Source organism: Mesorhizobium sp. M0195 (genome assembly GCF_040322115.1).
GTDB lineage: Bacteria > Pseudomonadota > Alphaproteobacteria > Rhizobiales > Rhizobiaceae > Mesorhizobium.
On the sequence record NZ_JAMYSV010000002.1, the window covers coordinates 183931 to 197855 of the forward strand.

A 13925-nucleotide genomic window follows, 5' to 3' on the forward strand; every position below is an offset into this window, starting at 1 on the left:
GCGGCGCTTTCGCGCCGCCAGCAGTTGGGAACCTACTTGCCCGCGCAAAGCTCCGCGGTGGTCTTGTTGGGGAGGTAGTCCTTGCCGAAGCCGAGCGGCTCGACCAGCGCAATATGCTCCGGCGAACCGATGAACTTCTTCAGCTCGGCGTTGAACGCCTGCTGCAGGTCGGTGTCTTCCTTGCGGAAGCCGAAGCCGCCATGACCTTTCACCGATTTGCCGGCAACCTCGCCGAAGGGCTTGGTCGATTCGACGCCGTCGGCTTTCTTGGCCATATCGGCGATCGAAAGAGCGGTCAGCGCAGCAGCGTCGGCGCGGCCCGACTGGACGGCCGCGACCAGGCTGGACTGGTCGGGCAAGGAGACAATCTGCCCACTGGCAACGCCCGCTTCCTTGGCGAAGCCGCCTTCGACGGCGCCGGCCATCACGGCAAGCTTGAGATCCGGATTATCCTTGATGCTGGAAAAATCCTTGATGCCTTTCGGATTGCCTTTTGCCACCAGCATAGCCTCGCCGATGCCGTAGGACGGCTCGGAGTAGTTGATCTCGGCGCAGCGCTTCGGAGTGATGAACATGCCGGCGGCGATGATGTCGAAGCGGCCGGCCTTGAGACCTGGAATGAGCGAGCCGAATTCGGTCAAAACACCGTCGACCTGCGGTATGCCCATCTTGGCGAGCACCGCCTTGGCGACTTCCGGCGCCTCGCCGGTCAGCTTGCCGTCAGGCGTGGCGTAACCGAACGGCGCCTCGTTGGCGAAACCGACGCGGATGTAGCCGTCCTTCTTGGCCCGTTCGAGGGTGGTTTCCGCGTGAGCGGATAGCGACGTCAATGACGTCGCGGCGAGCGCGATGCAGGCAGCCGCTTTCACGACCATGCGGCGCGATATTGATGAATTGAGCATGCTTTTCTCCCATTGGACAACTGTGGATGGTTCCCAGGGCGCGGCCTTCTTCGAGGTCGACGCCTGCTTGATAAGACGTATACAACTGCCCTAGACATTTCGCAAGCTGAGATATAGAAACCATGAAAATTCGGCGGTAATTCGTAGTTAGCCAACAAATTGACGTCGAGTTGTGCACAATTTGGCCTATTTGCCCATGTTGATCAAAGGGCAAGCGGCGTACCTGGAAGGCAGGATTTCGGTGGCGACCGCGAACGGGTTCGGGACATTCACGCAAGCGGAGTATGGGCAGCGTCTCGCCGGCGTGAAGACACGCATGCAAAAAGCCGGCTTCGATCTCATCGTCTGTCAGGATCCAGCCAACATGTGCTGGCTGACCGGCTATGATGGATGGTCGTTCTATGTTCCGCAGTGCGTCCTCGTCCATCTGGAGGAGGATCGGCCGATCTGGTTCGGCAGGGCGCAGGATGCCAAGAGCGCGCGCCTGACAACCGGCCTGCCGGAGACAAACATCGTGCCGTTCTCGGAGCGGCTGGTGCAGCAGCCCGTCGAACACCCCTATGACGAACTCGCCCGACTGATCCGGTCGCGCGGCTGGGAAAAGGCCAGTATCGGCGTCGAGATGGACGCGCATTATTACACTGCGCGCTGCCACGCCCACCTTGTCGAGGGACTGCCCGACGCGCACTTCGCCAACAACCACGATCTCGTCAACTGGGCGCGGCTGATCAAATCCGAAGCCGAGCTGGTGCTGATCCGCGAGGCGGGTGCGATCTGCACGCATGCCATGAACCGTGCCATCGAGAAAATGCGGCCCGGTGTGCCTCAGAACCACGCCATTGCGGAAATCTATCACGCGCAGATCATGGGCGTGCCCGGATCAGGCGGCGACTATGCCGCGATCTGTCCGCTGATGCCCGTTGGCGAGGGCACTAGCACGCCGCACCTGACGTGGTCCGACGCGCCGCTGCCGGACAGCGGCCTCGCCATTCTGGAGATCGCCGGCGTGCGCCGCCGCTACCATGCGGCGCTGACCCGGACGGTACATTTCGGCAAGCCGCCGCAAGCCATGCTCGACATGGCCAAGGCGATCGTCGAGGGCGTCGACGCTGGCCTCGAGAACGCGCGCCCCGGCAACACCGCCGAACAGGTGGAAGCCGCCTGGCAGGCAGTCCTGCGACGGAACGGGCTGAAGAAAGACAGCCGCGTCGGCTATCCGGTCGGGCTCGCATATCCGCCCGATTGGGGTGAACGCACCGCAAGCCTTCGTCCGGGCGATACTGCCGAGATGCAGCCTGGGATGTGCTTCCATTTCATGGCCGGCGTCTGGCTCGACGATTTCGGCATCGCCATCTCGGAATCGTTCGTCGTCACGGAACGCGGCGGCGAACGCCTCTGCGATGTGGCGCGCGAACTCATCGTCATCGACTGACATGGGGGCCGGGAAACCGCCTGCCGAAAAAGACCATGCCCGCCAGCAAGCCGGCAACAAGCACGAGGACGCCCGATGGACCGCAATCCTTTTTCCGAAGCCGAAATCGCAGGCCGGCTGGCAAAGGTCCGTACTGCACTGGTTGAGCGCGAGCTCGACGCGGCGGTGTTTGCCTCGCCGGAGAACGTCTTCTATCTCACCGGGCTTGATCACTGGGGGTATTTTGCCCCTCACCTGCTGATTGTCCCGCTCCGGGAAAAACCTGTTCTGGTCACCCGCTCGATGGAGAAGGTGACAATCGAGAAGCAGGTGAAGGCAGCGGAATTCCGTGGCCATTCCGACAGCGAAACGGCGGCCGACCTTGCCGCGCGGGTGCTGGCAGAGCTCGGCCTATCCGGCAAGCGGATCGGCCTCGAATACTGGACAGCCGGCCTTAGCCATGGACTTGCCGTGGCACTCCAGATGCAAGCCGATGCAAAGTGGAGCGATGTCTCCGGTCTGATCGACAAAATGCGGCGGGTGAAAAGCGCCGAAGAACAGGCGCTGATGCGGCGGGCGGCACAAGTGACGGACGCCGCCGCCGGTGCCGCGATCGCGGCGATCTCCGATGGCGCTTCCGAACAGGAGGTCGCCGCCCAATGTGTTGCGGCAATGATCCGCGCCGGCGGTCATGCGCCGGGCTTCGGACCGTTCATCCGCCCGGCCGCGCGCCTGGGTGAAGAGCACACAACCTGGGGCGACGGGATCTACCGCAAGGGCGAGCCCGTCTTTGTCGAACTGTCCGGGTGCATCTCGCGCTACCACGCCCCGCTCGGCCGGCTCGTTCGCATAGGCCACATCAGCGATGAAGACGCCACAATGGCGGAGGTGACCGCCAAGGCGTTCAACGCGGTCGTCGAGGCGCTACGGCCGGGCGCCAAGGCGCGCGATGTCTACGCCGCCTGGCAGGCCGTCGCCGACGAGGCCGGTCTTTCCCACTATCGCCGCCATCACTGCGGTTACCTGGTCGGCGCCGGCCAGCCGCCGTCATGGACCGGCGGCAATTCGGTGACCGGCTTGCGACACGATTCCGACCTCGAGATCCAAACCGGGATGAGCTTCCACATCCTGTCGTGGCTGATGGGCACTGGTCGCGGCAATGACTTCGTCTCCAACACGGTGCTGTTGACCGATGCGGGCGCCGAAGTGCTTACCCGCACGCCGGCCGGCCCGATCATTCGATAGGCCTGCACACATGGCGCGCTACTCGGCATTTTCGGTTTTCCGCAACGCGCTGTCAGGCCAGAAGAACTGGCAGCGAGCCTGGCGGGCCGCGGAGCCAAAATCGTCCTATGACGTGATCGTTATTGGCGGCGGCGGACACGGCCTCGCCACCGCCTTCTACCTCGCCGAGAACCACGGCATCCGTGACGTCGCGGTGCTCGAAAAGGGTTATGTCGGCGGCGGCAATGTCGGCCGCAACACCACCGTCATCCGCTCCAACTACCTGCTCGACGGCAACACCCAGTTCTACGAATTCTCGATGAAGCTTTGGGAGGACATGTCTCAGGCGCTGAATTTCAACGTGATGTTCTCCCAGCGCGGTCAACTCGTCACGGCGCATTCGGCCGATCAGCTCGACGGTTTCAGCCACCGCGCCAACGTCATGCGGCTGAACGGCATCGACGCCGACATCGTCGGCCGCGAAGACGTGCGCCGGCTGGTGCCCTATCTCGATTTTTCCGACACCGCCCGCTTCCCGATCCATGGCGCCATCTTTCAGGGCCGCGCGGGCACGGCACGCCACGACGCCGTCGCCTGGGGCTATGCGCGTGCCGCCGACAGCCATGGCGTCGACATCATCCAGAACTGCGATGTGACAGGCTTTGTCCGTGACGGCGACAGGATCGTCGGCGTCGAAACGACGAAAGGCCGGATCGGCGCCGGCAAGGTCGGCCTCGCGGTTGCTGGCCACACGTCCGTGCTCGGCGCCAAGACTGGGCTTGAATTGCCGATCGAAAGCCATGTGCTGCAAGCTTTCGTAACCGAGCCGCTGAAGCCGCTGGTAGATCACGTCGTCGCCTATGGCGCCGACCATTTCTACGTCAGCCAGTCGGACAAGGGGGGGTTGGTCTTCGGCGGCAATCTCGACGGCTATAATTCCTATGCCCAGCGCGGCAATCTCGGCGTCGTGCGCGAAGTGGCGGAGGCCGCGATCGCATTGATGCCGTGCATTTCGCGCGTCCGTCTGCTTCGCCATTGGGGCGGCCTCATGGACATGACCCCCGATGCCAGCCCGATCATCTGCCCGACGCCGATCGAGGGTCTCTATCTCAACGGCGGCTGGTGCTATGGCGGCTTCAAGGCGACGCCGGCTTCCGGCTGGTGCTTCGCCCACACGATTGCCACCGGCAAGCCGCATCCCTTGATCGCGGCCTACGGGCTCGATCGTTTCCGCACCGGCCACACGCTCGATGAGGCCGGCGCCGGCCCTTCCGCCTGGCTGCAATAGGAGGCAGGACAAAATGCTGCGCATCGAATGCCCCTGCTGCGGCCCGCGCGATCATGACGAGTTCCGCTATGGCGGCGATGCCTCGGTCAAGCGTCCGGCCCATGACGATCCCGATCCGGAGGCCTGGTACCGCTACGTCTATATCAGGACAAACCCGGCCGGCCCGCACCGTGAATTCTGGCAGCACGTGACCGGTTGCCGCCAATGGCTGGTGGTCGAACGCGACACCCGCAACCATGCCATCGCAGCCGTCGACTTCGCTAGAAAATTGCGGGCCAGGAAATCAACTCTCAGGAAGTCACCGGCATGAGTTCAAACCGCAAACGGCTGTCGGTGGGTGCCCGCATCATTCGCGAGCAGCCGGTCGAGTTTACCTTCGACGGCCGCAAGCTGGCTGGATATCGCGGCGACACACTTGCCTCCGCGCTGCTCGCCAATGGCGTCACGCTGGTCGGGCGCAGCTTCAAATATCATCGCCCGCGCGGCATTTTTTCCGCCGGACCCGAAGAGCCGAATGCGCTGGTTACGCTCGGGACCGCCGGGAGGCGCGAGCCGAACCTGCCGGCGACCACACTGGAACTCGCCGACGGTATGGTCGTGGAGAGTCAGAACCGCTGGCCATCGCTTGCCTTCGACATGCAAAGCGTCAACGGGCTGTTGGCACCGTTTCTGTCCGCCGGCTTCTACTACAAGACCTTCATGGGCCCGACGCGCCGCGCCTGGATGTTCTACGAGCACTTTATCCGCAAGGCTGCCGGTCTGGGCAGAGCCGGCACCGGCGTGGATCCCGACCACTACGAGGTTCGTCATGCCTTCGCCGATGTCGCCATCGTCGGCGGCGGCCCGGCGGGATTGTCGGCGGCGCGGGCGGCCGCCGCGGCCGGCGCGCGGGTCGCGCTGATCGAGCAGGATTTCCTGCTTGGCGGCCAGCTTCTGGCGGAACCGTCCGACAGCGCAGCGGCCGCATGGCTGAGGCAGGCCGAGGCCGAGTTGGAGGGCTTCGAAACCATCACGCTTATGAAGCGGACGACCGCTTTCGGCAGCTATGACGGCAATGTCCTTGGACTGGTCGAACAGCGCGATCCAACCAATCCGCAGCCGAATGGCGAGACACGGCAAACGGTCACTATGTTGCGCATCCGCTCGATCGTTTTCGCCACCGGCGCCATCGAGCGGCCGATGGTGTTCTCGAACAACGACCGGCCCGGCGTCATGCTTGCCTCGGCCGCCCGGACCTATCTCAACCGTTTCGCCGTCCTGCCGGGCAAGAAAATCGTCGTCGCTACCACCAATGACGGTGCCTGGCGCACCGCCTTCGACTATGCCGCAGCCGGCGCGGAGGTGACGATTGCCGATCTGCGCCCCGTCCCGCCCGCAGCACTTGCCGCAGAAGCCGCACGGCTCGGCGTGGTGGTGCGGGCCGCAACGCGCATCGTCGACCTGCATGGCGGCCATGCCGTCAGGCGCGTAACGCTCAATGGTCCGGAGGGACAATCCTCGGCCGCCTGCGACTTGGTCTGCATCTCCGGCGGCTGGTCGCCAACCGTGCATCTCACCTCACACCTCGGTGTCAAACCTGTGTATCGCGACGACATTGACGGCTTCGTGCCGGGCATCTTTTCAGCCAGCCAGTTCGGCGCCGGTGCAATGATAGGAGCCTATGCGACAGTCGCTGCCATCGAGGACGGCCATCGCGCCGGCATCGAAGCGGCAGCCTCCTGCGGCAAGTCGGCACCAGTGTCCGCTCCATCGAAACTCGATCTCGGTGAGACCGGCTCGAGCGTCCTTCGCGAAGCCCTGCCCGCTGGACGTGCAAAGGCCTTCGTCGATTTCCAGATGGACGTGACAACCGGGGATATCGAGCTCGCCCATCGCGAGGGCTATGAATCGGTCGAGCACCTGAAGCGCTACACTACGCTCGGTATGGGCACCGACCAAGGCAAGACCAGCAATTTTCCCGCACTTGCCGCGATGGCAGCGCTGCGCAACGCAACGATTCCTGAGACCGGCACCACGACCTTCCGCCCGCCCTATACGCCGGTTGCCATCGGCGCGCTTGCCGGGCGCGCCATCGGCCATCATTTCAAGCCGATCCGCCGCACGCCGATGCATAACTGGCACATGGCGAACGGCGCCGAGATGCTCGAGGTCGGGCTCTGGATGCGGCCCTATTTCTACCGGCAGTCGGGACGTGACGTGAACGACGCGTATGTCGCCGAAATGCGGAATGTGCGCCAGGCCGCGGGGCTGATGGACATCTCCACGCTCGGCAAGATCGATGTCCGGGGCCCGGATGCGGCAATCTTCCTCGATCGCATCTACGCCAACGGCTTTGCCAAACTGGCGGTAGGCCGCGCCCGCTACGGCATCATGCTGCGCGACGACGGTATCGTCTTCGACGACGGCACCACGACGCGGCTGGCGGAAAACCGGTTCTTCATGACGACCTCGACCGCCAAGGCCGCGGATGTGCTGTCGCGTCTCGAATTCCTGCTCGACACGGCCTGGCCGGATTTGCGTGTGGCCGTCACCTCGGTCAGCGATGAATGGGCGGCAATGTCGGTTGCCGGGCCTAACAGCCGCGCAATCCTCGGTGCCGCTTTTCCTGCCCTTGACGTTTCCGATGAGGCACTTCCGCACATGGGACTACTCGAAAGCGAGTGGGAGGGCCGTGGGCTCCGCATCTTGCGTCTCAGTTATTCCGGCGAGCGCGCTTACGAAATCTATGTCGGCGCCACTGCCGGTGAACAGCTCTGGAGCTGTCTGCTCGAAGCCGGCAGACTGCTCGAGCTGAAGCCCTACGGCGTGGAGGCGCTTGGCGCGCTGCGGGTCGAAAAGGGCCATGTCGCCGGACCTGAGATCGACGGGCGCACGACGCTCGACGATCTCGGCCTCGGCCGCATGGCCGGCAAGCGCAGCGGCTTCGTCGGCGACGTCCTGCGACGGCGCCCTGCCCTCCAGGCCCCCAACCGACAGCGCCTGGTCGGACTGGAATGCATTGAGGATGGAAAACGCCTGCGCGGCGGCGCCATCCTGTTCCTGCCGGATGAGAAACCCCATGGCCATGGGCGCGGTCGCGTCACCTCCGTCACTTTCAGCCCCGAACGCGGCCATTATGTCGGGCTGGCCCTGCTTGCCGGTGATGTCGCGGCAGAAGGAAGCGAGGTCGTAGCGGTTTATCCGATGAAGGCCGAAACGGTTCGCGCCCGCGTTGTCTCGCCGGTATTCGTCGATCCACAAGGAGAACGGCTGCATGACTAGCTTGACCTCTTCTCGGGATTTCAGCCTGTCCGTGGCAGATTGTCCGCTTATCCAGATCGAGGGCTGGGACGCGACATTGACGCAATTCGAAAAGAGCGTCTCGGCGCCGCTGGGCAAGAGACTTCCCGCTTCGGTCGGAGAGACGGTTCGCCACAAGGGGCTTCTAATTATCCGCGTTGCACCTCGCCGCCTCTGGCTGGCTCTCGACGAAGGCACGCAACCGCCTGCCCTCGTCGTCGACCCCGATCTCGGCTGTTCCGTTCCCCTCGGGGAAGGTCGTGTTCGTTTGAAAATGGCTGGCCCTGATATCGCAAGTCTTCTGTCCGGCTGCATTGCCGTCGACTGGCACGCGCCGGCCGCCGCTCCGGGCCGCGCCGTGCTGACATCCTTCCATCACGTGTCCGTGCTCTTCCTGCGCACCGGGGAGACCGCGTGTGAACTTATCGTGCCGCGAAGTTTTGCCCGCAGCCTCTCGGATTGGATCGCCGACGGCTAGCCCTGGCCGAGATCCGCCAATTCGAGGGCGCAGCTGAGGTCCGCCTAAGTGACGGCAAAGCTGCAACGGGCTACCAGGCCCTCGCCAGGCGCAAGCACCGACAGTCCATTCCATTTGTCGATCGAACCACGATTGTGGGCATCGACAGCATGACTGACCGGTTCAAAACAGAAGAAGTCGCTCTCGTCCGATAGCGAATAGACCAGGTAGAAATTCAAGGGCGATGAAGCTTCAATCCGCAGGCTGCAACTGTGCTCCGGCCACGATATGGTGGCGACGCCGCTCCAACCGGCAAACAGATTGTTTATCCATCCACTCGGCAATACGACTGGGGCGCCGAAATCCCAATCGGCATGGGTTTTGACATCCACAAATCGTTCGGGGAGATGGCTGGGCAGTTCGAGACAAACCTGCGAGGCCAGCGCATGAAGCGCGGTTCGTGCCGTTCTCGGGAACCACGGATGGATGCCAAGCCCGAACGGCAATCTGATCGATGCCTGATTGACGATGCGAAGCTTCAACTCGAGCCCCTGTCCGGCCAGCGCGTAGCTCACCTCGGCGCGATATCGGTATGGGCCGGGCCCGTTGCTGATGAGGGACAGCTTCGCGTTGTCCTGCGCTGCGCTGTCGACGTCCCACTCGCTGGAAAATCCGTTGCCGTGGATGGGAAATGGCTCGCCTGCAACATTGGCAGGCAGTTCGTGGAATTTGGAGTCGAATGTGAACCCGCCGCCCGAGATGCGATTCGACCACGGCAAAAGCAGGTTGCAGGCAAGGTCGAACGGGTTGCTGCTCCCGCCATCCGGCCATGGCCGGAAGAACGGCACGCGCCCATAGTCCAGTCTCGCAAGGCCTGCCCCAAGCGATGGGACAATTTCAGCGGACAGGTCTCCGCTTCTGATCTTGATCGTCCGGACCATCAGTTTCGGACGGTGTCGGCCTTGGCAGCGGCGATCGGCTGTTGACGGCGGCCTTTGCGAGCCACTGCAAGAAGGTCGTTCGACGCGATCCCGATGAGCGCCTTCATCTGATCGTGAGCGTCGTCGGCCCTGCGCATCCTAATTGCCTCCAGCACGTCGCCATGCGCGCTGAGCGTCTGCTGGTAATTGGCGGTGGCCGATGTGGTCAAGCGGAAGGAGAAGCTGAGAGCGGCCGCGAGCATATTGCCGAGATTGGCGAACACCGGGTTGCGGCTGGCACGAAGAATGGCGGTATGAAACCTGACGTCGGCATCGAGACACGCAGCGAGATCGTCCTGCGGAGCAATGCGCATGGCTTCATAGGCCGCTTCGATGACTGCGAGATCGCCTGACGTCGCCATCTTGGCCGCAAGTTGGGCGGCAGCGGGTTCAATGACCAGTCGCGCCTCGATCAATCCGCGGACGAAATCGAGGTCGGGCTCGATATCGCGCATCCATTCCAGAACCTGTGCATCCAGCCTGTTCCATTCGCTCGACGCGCGCACACGCGTCCCGGCCCGCTTGCGTGCCTCGATCAGTCCTTTCGCCGAAAGCGTCAGAAGAGCATCGCGAAGTGCAGTGCGGCTCGCCCCGTAGATGACGCAAAGTTCGGCTTCCGTTGGCAGCACGGAATGCTGCGCGTAGGAACCGGCGAGGATGCGCTGTCCTAGATCGCGTGCGATGCGATCCTTGAGCGATGACGTGGTGCCATCCGCGGCAGGAATGTCCTGCTTGCCCTGGCCAGTCGAAGCGATCGCCGCGTCCATCGTCATGTCCTGTTCAAGTGGTACTCGGCAATTACCACAGCAAGTATCAGCAGCGAGCCCTTGGCAAGCAACTGATAGAAGGTTGGCACGGACGTCAGTATCATCCCGTTGTTGAGGACGCCAATGATGGCGACGCCCAGCAGCGCGCCGATGATCGTACCCTTCCCGCCCTGCAAGGCGCAGCCACCCAGCACGGCCGCTGTGATGGCCTCGAGTTCCAGACCTTGGGATCCGGATACGGGCTGCCCCGAGCCGGTACGGGCAGCCAACAGAATCCCGGCCAATCCGGCCGTCACTCCACTCATGATGTAGATGCCGACGCGGTAGCGGTTGATGTTGATGCCGGAGAAGCGCGCGACAACGGGATTGCCGCCCAGGGCATAGATGTTACGCCCAACGATCGAGCGGGCAAGGAAGAGATGGAACACGATCGCGGTCAGCAAAAGAATCCAGATCAGCAGAGGCAAGCCGAGGATTTTTCCGATCCCGATGAAGCGGAATGTGTCGCTGAAGATCGCGATCGATTGTCCATCGGACATGATGAATGCGATGCCGCGGAAGATCGCCATCGTACCGAGAGTCGCGATGACTGCGTTGACCCGCCCATAGGTGATGATGATGCCGTTCACGAGACCGGCAAGACCGCCCAGGACCAGGCCGGCAACAATGCCCACCGCGGGTGATCCGGTGGCCTGGATGGCCATTGCGGTCGATACTGTGGTCAGACCGACAATTGCGCCGACAGCGATATCGAGCCCTCCGGCGACAATAACCACGGTCTGGCTCATCGCCAGAACGCCCAGGATGGTAATACCTAGACCGATGTTCAGCAGGTTTCGGCTGGAGAAGAACACGTCGCCTCTCAGGATGCCGAAAATGAGCACGAGGATGGCGAGAGCAACCAGAAGGCTTATGTTGTGAATGCCGATGCGCTCCGCGATGCGTAAGGACGCGCGCCTTTTGTCGGTTTGTGCTGTTGCTGTCCTGAGTTCAAGGCTATTCACTGAATTTGTCCTCCGAGCGATGGCACAGATTGCGGCATTGCGTGTTTCAGGATCGTGGCCTCGTCGATGTCGGGGCGGGAAAGTTCGGCGGTGATCCGGCCTCCAGCCATGACGAGCACCCTGTCGGCGAGCCCGATCAGTTCCGGCATTTCCGAGGAAATCAGGATTATGCCGATGCCGCTGGCGGCGAGTTCATCGACCAGGCGATAGATTTCCGCCTTGGCGCCGATGTCGATGCCGCGGGTCGGTTCGTCGAGGAGGAGAAGCATCGGCTGCCGCGCAAGCCAGCGCGCGAGAACGACCTTCTGTTGATTGCCGCCCGACAGTTTCGAAACCTGTTCGTCGAGGTTAGGCGCCTTGATCGACATCTTTGCTGCGAGCGGTGAGACAATCTCCAGCGCCTTGCGCCGGTTGAAGAAGCCGAAGGTCGATGTCCTGTCGGGCACGCAAAGCGAAGCGTTGTCAAGAATGCTGCGGAACAGCAGCAGGGCTTCGTGCTTGCGGTCTTCCGGGGCGAAGCCGATGCCCGCCACGATCGCTGCATGCGGGCTGTTAGAGCCAACGGGCACGCCATTCATCGTTATGGTTCCGCCGAGGCGCCGATCATAGCCGACGATCGCCTTCGCCAGTTCGGATCGGCCCGCCCCCATAAGGCCGGCGATGCCGAGCACCTCCCCGCGGCGGACCTTGAGGCTCACATCGGTGACGTGGTCGGTGGTCAGGCCCGTCACCTCCAGCAACGGTTGCCCCGATTGCCACGTCTCGCGCGTAAACAGATCGGCGATGTCGCGGCCCACCATGAGCTTGGCTATGGTCTGCTCGCTGGCACCGGCAGCGGGGGATTCGTCGACCAGCCGGCCGTCCCGTAAAACGACAATGCGGTCTGCTAGGTCGATGATCTCGTTCAGCCGGTGAGAGATGTAGACGATCGAAGTGCCCTCTTCGCGCAGCCGGCGGATTACTGAAAACAGACGGCGCGCTTCGTCGTCGGTCAGTGACGAGGTCGGCTCGTCGAATGCGATCAACTGGCCGCCGGCACGTATTGCGCGCATGATTTCGATCATCTGACGCTGCGCCGGACCGAGCGTGCTGCAGAGTTGCCGCGGCCGCATATCCTGTTGCATGCCGAAGGTCGCAAGCACCTTATCGGTCTGCTCCTCCAGCCTGTGCCAGTCGAGCAGGACGCCCGCCAGCCGCGGCAGTTCCCCAACGAAAATGTTCTCGGCCACGGTCAGGTTCGGAACGATCTCCGGCTCCTGATGGATGACGCGTATTCCCGCTCTATGGCTGTCGCGCGGTTCGCCGAAAACGATCGGCGTGGAACCGTGCCGCACAGTGCCGCTGTCAGGCCCGAACACGCCCTCGAGAATTCGCATCATCGTCGATTTGCCGGCCCCATTCTCGCCAACCAGGGCGAGCACCTCTCCCGGCCGAAAGGCAATCGAGACGTTGTCAAGCGCCTGCACGACGCCGAAGCGTTTCGATATCCTATCGAGCGAGAAGAAATCCGATTGCATCAAAGCTCACTCCCGAGGATCGATCCCGTGTCGGTGGCGTGTGCGCGCTGACAACTGCGGGCCCAAAAAGCGTCATGCGCCCTGCGGCGCATGACGCGTAGCCGGTTCAGTGGCAGAGCTTGGCTTTGTAGTCCGACGCAAAATTGTCGGCGGTGATGTATTCCGGGTCGGTGAAGGATTGAACCGGCAGCTTCGTTCCATCCTTGATCGAGGCCAAGAGAATCTTCACCGCAAGCGCGCCGTGATTTTCCGAGTTGAGCCACATCGTGCCACGGAATGCCGATGGCTTTCCTGATCCGAAGGCGTCGCAGGCGCGGCTCCCGTCGATGCCTATCCCCATGCCCTGGTCTGCGGTATAGCCGGCATTCTCCAGTGCTCGCGCACCACCCAGCACGCCATCATCGTTGCATGAGTAGAATATCCAGTTCGTGACGCTGGGATTGGCCGTCAATGTGGTGGTCATCACGTCGATGGCGTTGACCATCGTGTTGTCGTAGGGGACGCGCAGGATATTCCCAGGCTTGAAATCGGGCACCGCCTTCAAGAACGCTTCTTCCGCGCCCTTGTTGCGCTGCATGCAGGTATCCGCCTTGCGATCCTCGATCGAGGCGATGCGCACCTCTTTGCCCGCCCAGCCGTCGGCCTTGTAGAGCTTGGCGAGCTCTTCGCCCACCCGCGCACCGATGTTGTAGGCATTCATGCCGACATAGGGGACCTGGGTGCCATCCTGGTAGTAGATATCGTCGTCGACCGCCACCAAGGGAATTTTAGCGGCCTTTGCTTTCTCCGCGATGACTGGTCCCAGCGCCTTGTCGGGGACGACGATGGCGATGCCTTTCACACCATCGCCGACCATCGTATCGAAGGTCGTGATCGTCAAATTGGCGTCGAACTGGACGTCCTGCGACACGAACGCGGCCCCGGCCGCCTCAGCCGCTTTCCTGGCGCCACCAACTTCGGCGACAAACCATGGATGGTCACCCATCTTGTTGATGTAGCCGATCTTGATTTCGTCTGCGCTTGCTGCGCCACTCATCAGTCCGGCAGCCAGTACCGCAAATGTCGCCAAAGCCTTTGTTGTGGTTTTCATGAAGAT

12 protein-coding genes are annotated in these 13925 nt (G+C 62.7%); 6 read left to right on the plus strand and 6 right to left on the minus strand.

Going from position 1 to position 13925, the window contains the following annotated elements; genetic code table 11:
• Positions 1-32 precede the first annotated feature (32 nt).
• Positions 33-902 (minus strand): ectoine/hydroxyectoine ABC transporter substrate-binding protein EhuB, encoded by an 870-nt coding sequence (gene ehuB / locus NKJ12_RS05720; RefSeq protein ID WP_352476741.1) that lies wholly within the window; start codon positions 900-902, stop codon positions 33-35.
• A 235-nt stretch (positions 903-1137) separates the two neighbouring features.
• Between ehuB and NKJ12_RS05725 the strand changes: the two genes are divergently transcribed.
• From NKJ12_RS05725 to NKJ12_RS05750, 6 genes are all read left to right on the plus strand, one after another.
• Complete coding sequence (locus NKJ12_RS05725; RefSeq protein WP_502905699.1) at positions 1138-2334, plus strand: M24 family metallopeptidase; 1197 nt, start codon at positions 1138-1140, stop codon at positions 2332-2334.
• 75 nt (positions 2335-2409) lie between these two features.
• The gene (locus NKJ12_RS05730) at positions 2410-3558 is read left to right on the plus strand and encodes a M24 family metallopeptidase (protein ID WP_352508680.1); all 1149 of its coding nucleotides are present in this window, start codon (positions 2410-2412) and stop codon (positions 3556-3558) included.
• 10 nt (positions 3559-3568) lie between these two features.
• On the plus strand, positions 3569-4825 hold the full coding sequence (locus NKJ12_RS05735) for a sarcosine oxidase subunit beta family protein (protein WP_352508679.1): 1257 nt from the start codon (positions 3569-3571) through the stop codon (positions 4823-4825).
• A gap of 13 nt (positions 4826-4838) precedes the next feature.
• On the plus strand, positions 4839-5135 hold the full coding sequence (locus NKJ12_RS05740) for a sarcosine oxidase subunit delta (protein WP_502900920.1): 297 nt from the start codon (positions 4839-4841) through the stop codon (positions 5133-5135).
• Positions 5132-8086 carry a sarcosine oxidase subunit alpha family protein gene (locus NKJ12_RS05745; RefSeq protein WP_352701553.1) on the plus strand — a complete coding sequence of 985 codons (2955 nt, stop codon included), beginning with the start codon at positions 5132-5134 and terminating at the stop codon, positions 8084-8086. The genes NKJ12_RS05740 and NKJ12_RS05745 overlap by 4 nt, the downstream gene beginning before the upstream one ends.
• Entirely contained in the window at positions 8079-8582 is a 504-nt protein-coding gene (locus tag NKJ12_RS05750; RefSeq protein ID WP_352701555.1) for a sarcosine oxidase subunit gamma family protein, read from the plus strand. The genes NKJ12_RS05745 and NKJ12_RS05750 overlap by 8 nt, the downstream gene beginning before the upstream one ends.
• A gap of 44 nt (positions 8583-8626) precedes the next feature.
• Here the strand turns inward: NKJ12_RS05750 and NKJ12_RS05755 are convergent, their stop codons facing one another.
• The 5 genes from NKJ12_RS05755 to NKJ12_RS05775 all read right to left on the minus strand — a co-directional run bounded on the left by NKJ12_RS05755 (position 8627) and on the right by NKJ12_RS05775 (position 13919).
• Complete coding sequence (locus NKJ12_RS05755; RefSeq protein ID WP_352701556.1) at positions 8627-9502, minus strand: aldose 1-epimerase; 876 nt, start codon at positions 9500-9502, stop codon at positions 8627-8629.
• The gene (locus NKJ12_RS05760; RefSeq protein ID WP_352688840.1) at positions 9502-10308 is read right to left on the minus strand and encodes a FadR/GntR family transcriptional regulator; all 807 of its coding nucleotides are present in this window, start codon (positions 10306-10308) and stop codon (positions 9502-9504) included. The genes NKJ12_RS05755 and NKJ12_RS05760 overlap by 1 nt, the downstream gene beginning before the upstream one ends.
• 2 nt (positions 10309-10310) lie before the next feature.
• The gene (locus NKJ12_RS05765; RefSeq protein WP_352688843.1) at positions 10311-11312 is read right to left on the minus strand and encodes an ABC transporter permease; all 1002 of its coding nucleotides are present in this window, start codon (positions 11310-11312) and stop codon (positions 10311-10313) included.
• Positions 11309-12829, minus strand: a complete 1521-nt coding sequence (locus tag NKJ12_RS05770) for a sugar ABC transporter ATP-binding protein (RefSeq protein ID WP_352701557.1) — start codon at positions 12827-12829, stop codon at positions 11309-11311. The genes NKJ12_RS05765 and NKJ12_RS05770 overlap by 4 nt, the downstream gene beginning before the upstream one ends.
• A gap of 106 nt (positions 12830-12935) precedes the next feature.
• Positions 12936-13919: a substrate-binding domain-containing protein gene (locus NKJ12_RS05775; RefSeq protein WP_352701558.1), complete on the minus strand. Its 984-nt coding sequence runs from the start codon at positions 13917-13919 to the stop codon at positions 12936-12938.
• Positions 13920-13925 lie beyond the last annotated feature (6 nt).

Excerpts from the sequence above, each read along its gene's own strand:
- ehuB (WP_352476741.1), bottom strand. The coding sequence starts at position 902 with ATGCTCAATTCATCAATATCGCGCCGCATGGTCGTGAAAGCGGCTGCC.
- NKJ12_RS05755 (WP_352701556.1), bottom strand. The coding sequence starts at position 9,502 with ATGGTCCGGACGATCAAGATCAGAAGCGGAGACCTGTCCGCTGAAATT.
- NKJ12_RS05760 (WP_352688840.1), bottom strand. The coding sequence starts at position 10,308 with ATGGACGCGGCGATCGCTTCGACTGGCCAGGGCAAGCAGGACATTCCT.
- NKJ12_RS05770 (WP_352701557.1), bottom strand. The coding sequence starts at position 12,829 with ATGCAATCGGATTTCTTCTCGCTCGATAGGATATCGAAACGCTTCGGC.
- NKJ12_RS05745 (WP_352701553.1), top strand. The coding sequence starts at position 5,132 with ATGAGTTCAAACCGCAAACGGCTGTCGGTGGGTGCCCGCATCATTCGC.
- NKJ12_RS05735 (WP_352508679.1), top strand. The coding sequence starts at position 3,569 with ATGGCGCGCTACTCGGCATTTTCGGTTTTCCGCAACGCGCTGTCAGGC.
- NKJ12_RS05730 (WP_352508680.1), top strand. The coding sequence starts at position 2,410 with ATGGACCGCAATCCTTTTTCCGAAGCCGAAATCGCAGGCCGGCTGGCA.
- NKJ12_RS05750 (WP_352701555.1), top strand. The coding sequence starts at position 8,079 with ATGACTAGCTTGACCTCTTCTCGGGATTTCAGCCTGTCCGTGGCAGAT.
- NKJ12_RS05740 (WP_502900920.1), top strand. The coding sequence starts at position 4,839 with ATGCTGCGCATCGAATGCCCCTGCTGCGGCCCGCGCGATCATGACGAG.
- NKJ12_RS05775 (WP_352701558.1), bottom strand. The coding sequence starts at position 13,919 with ATGAAAACCACAACAAAGGCTTTGGCGACATTTGCGGTACTGGCTGCC.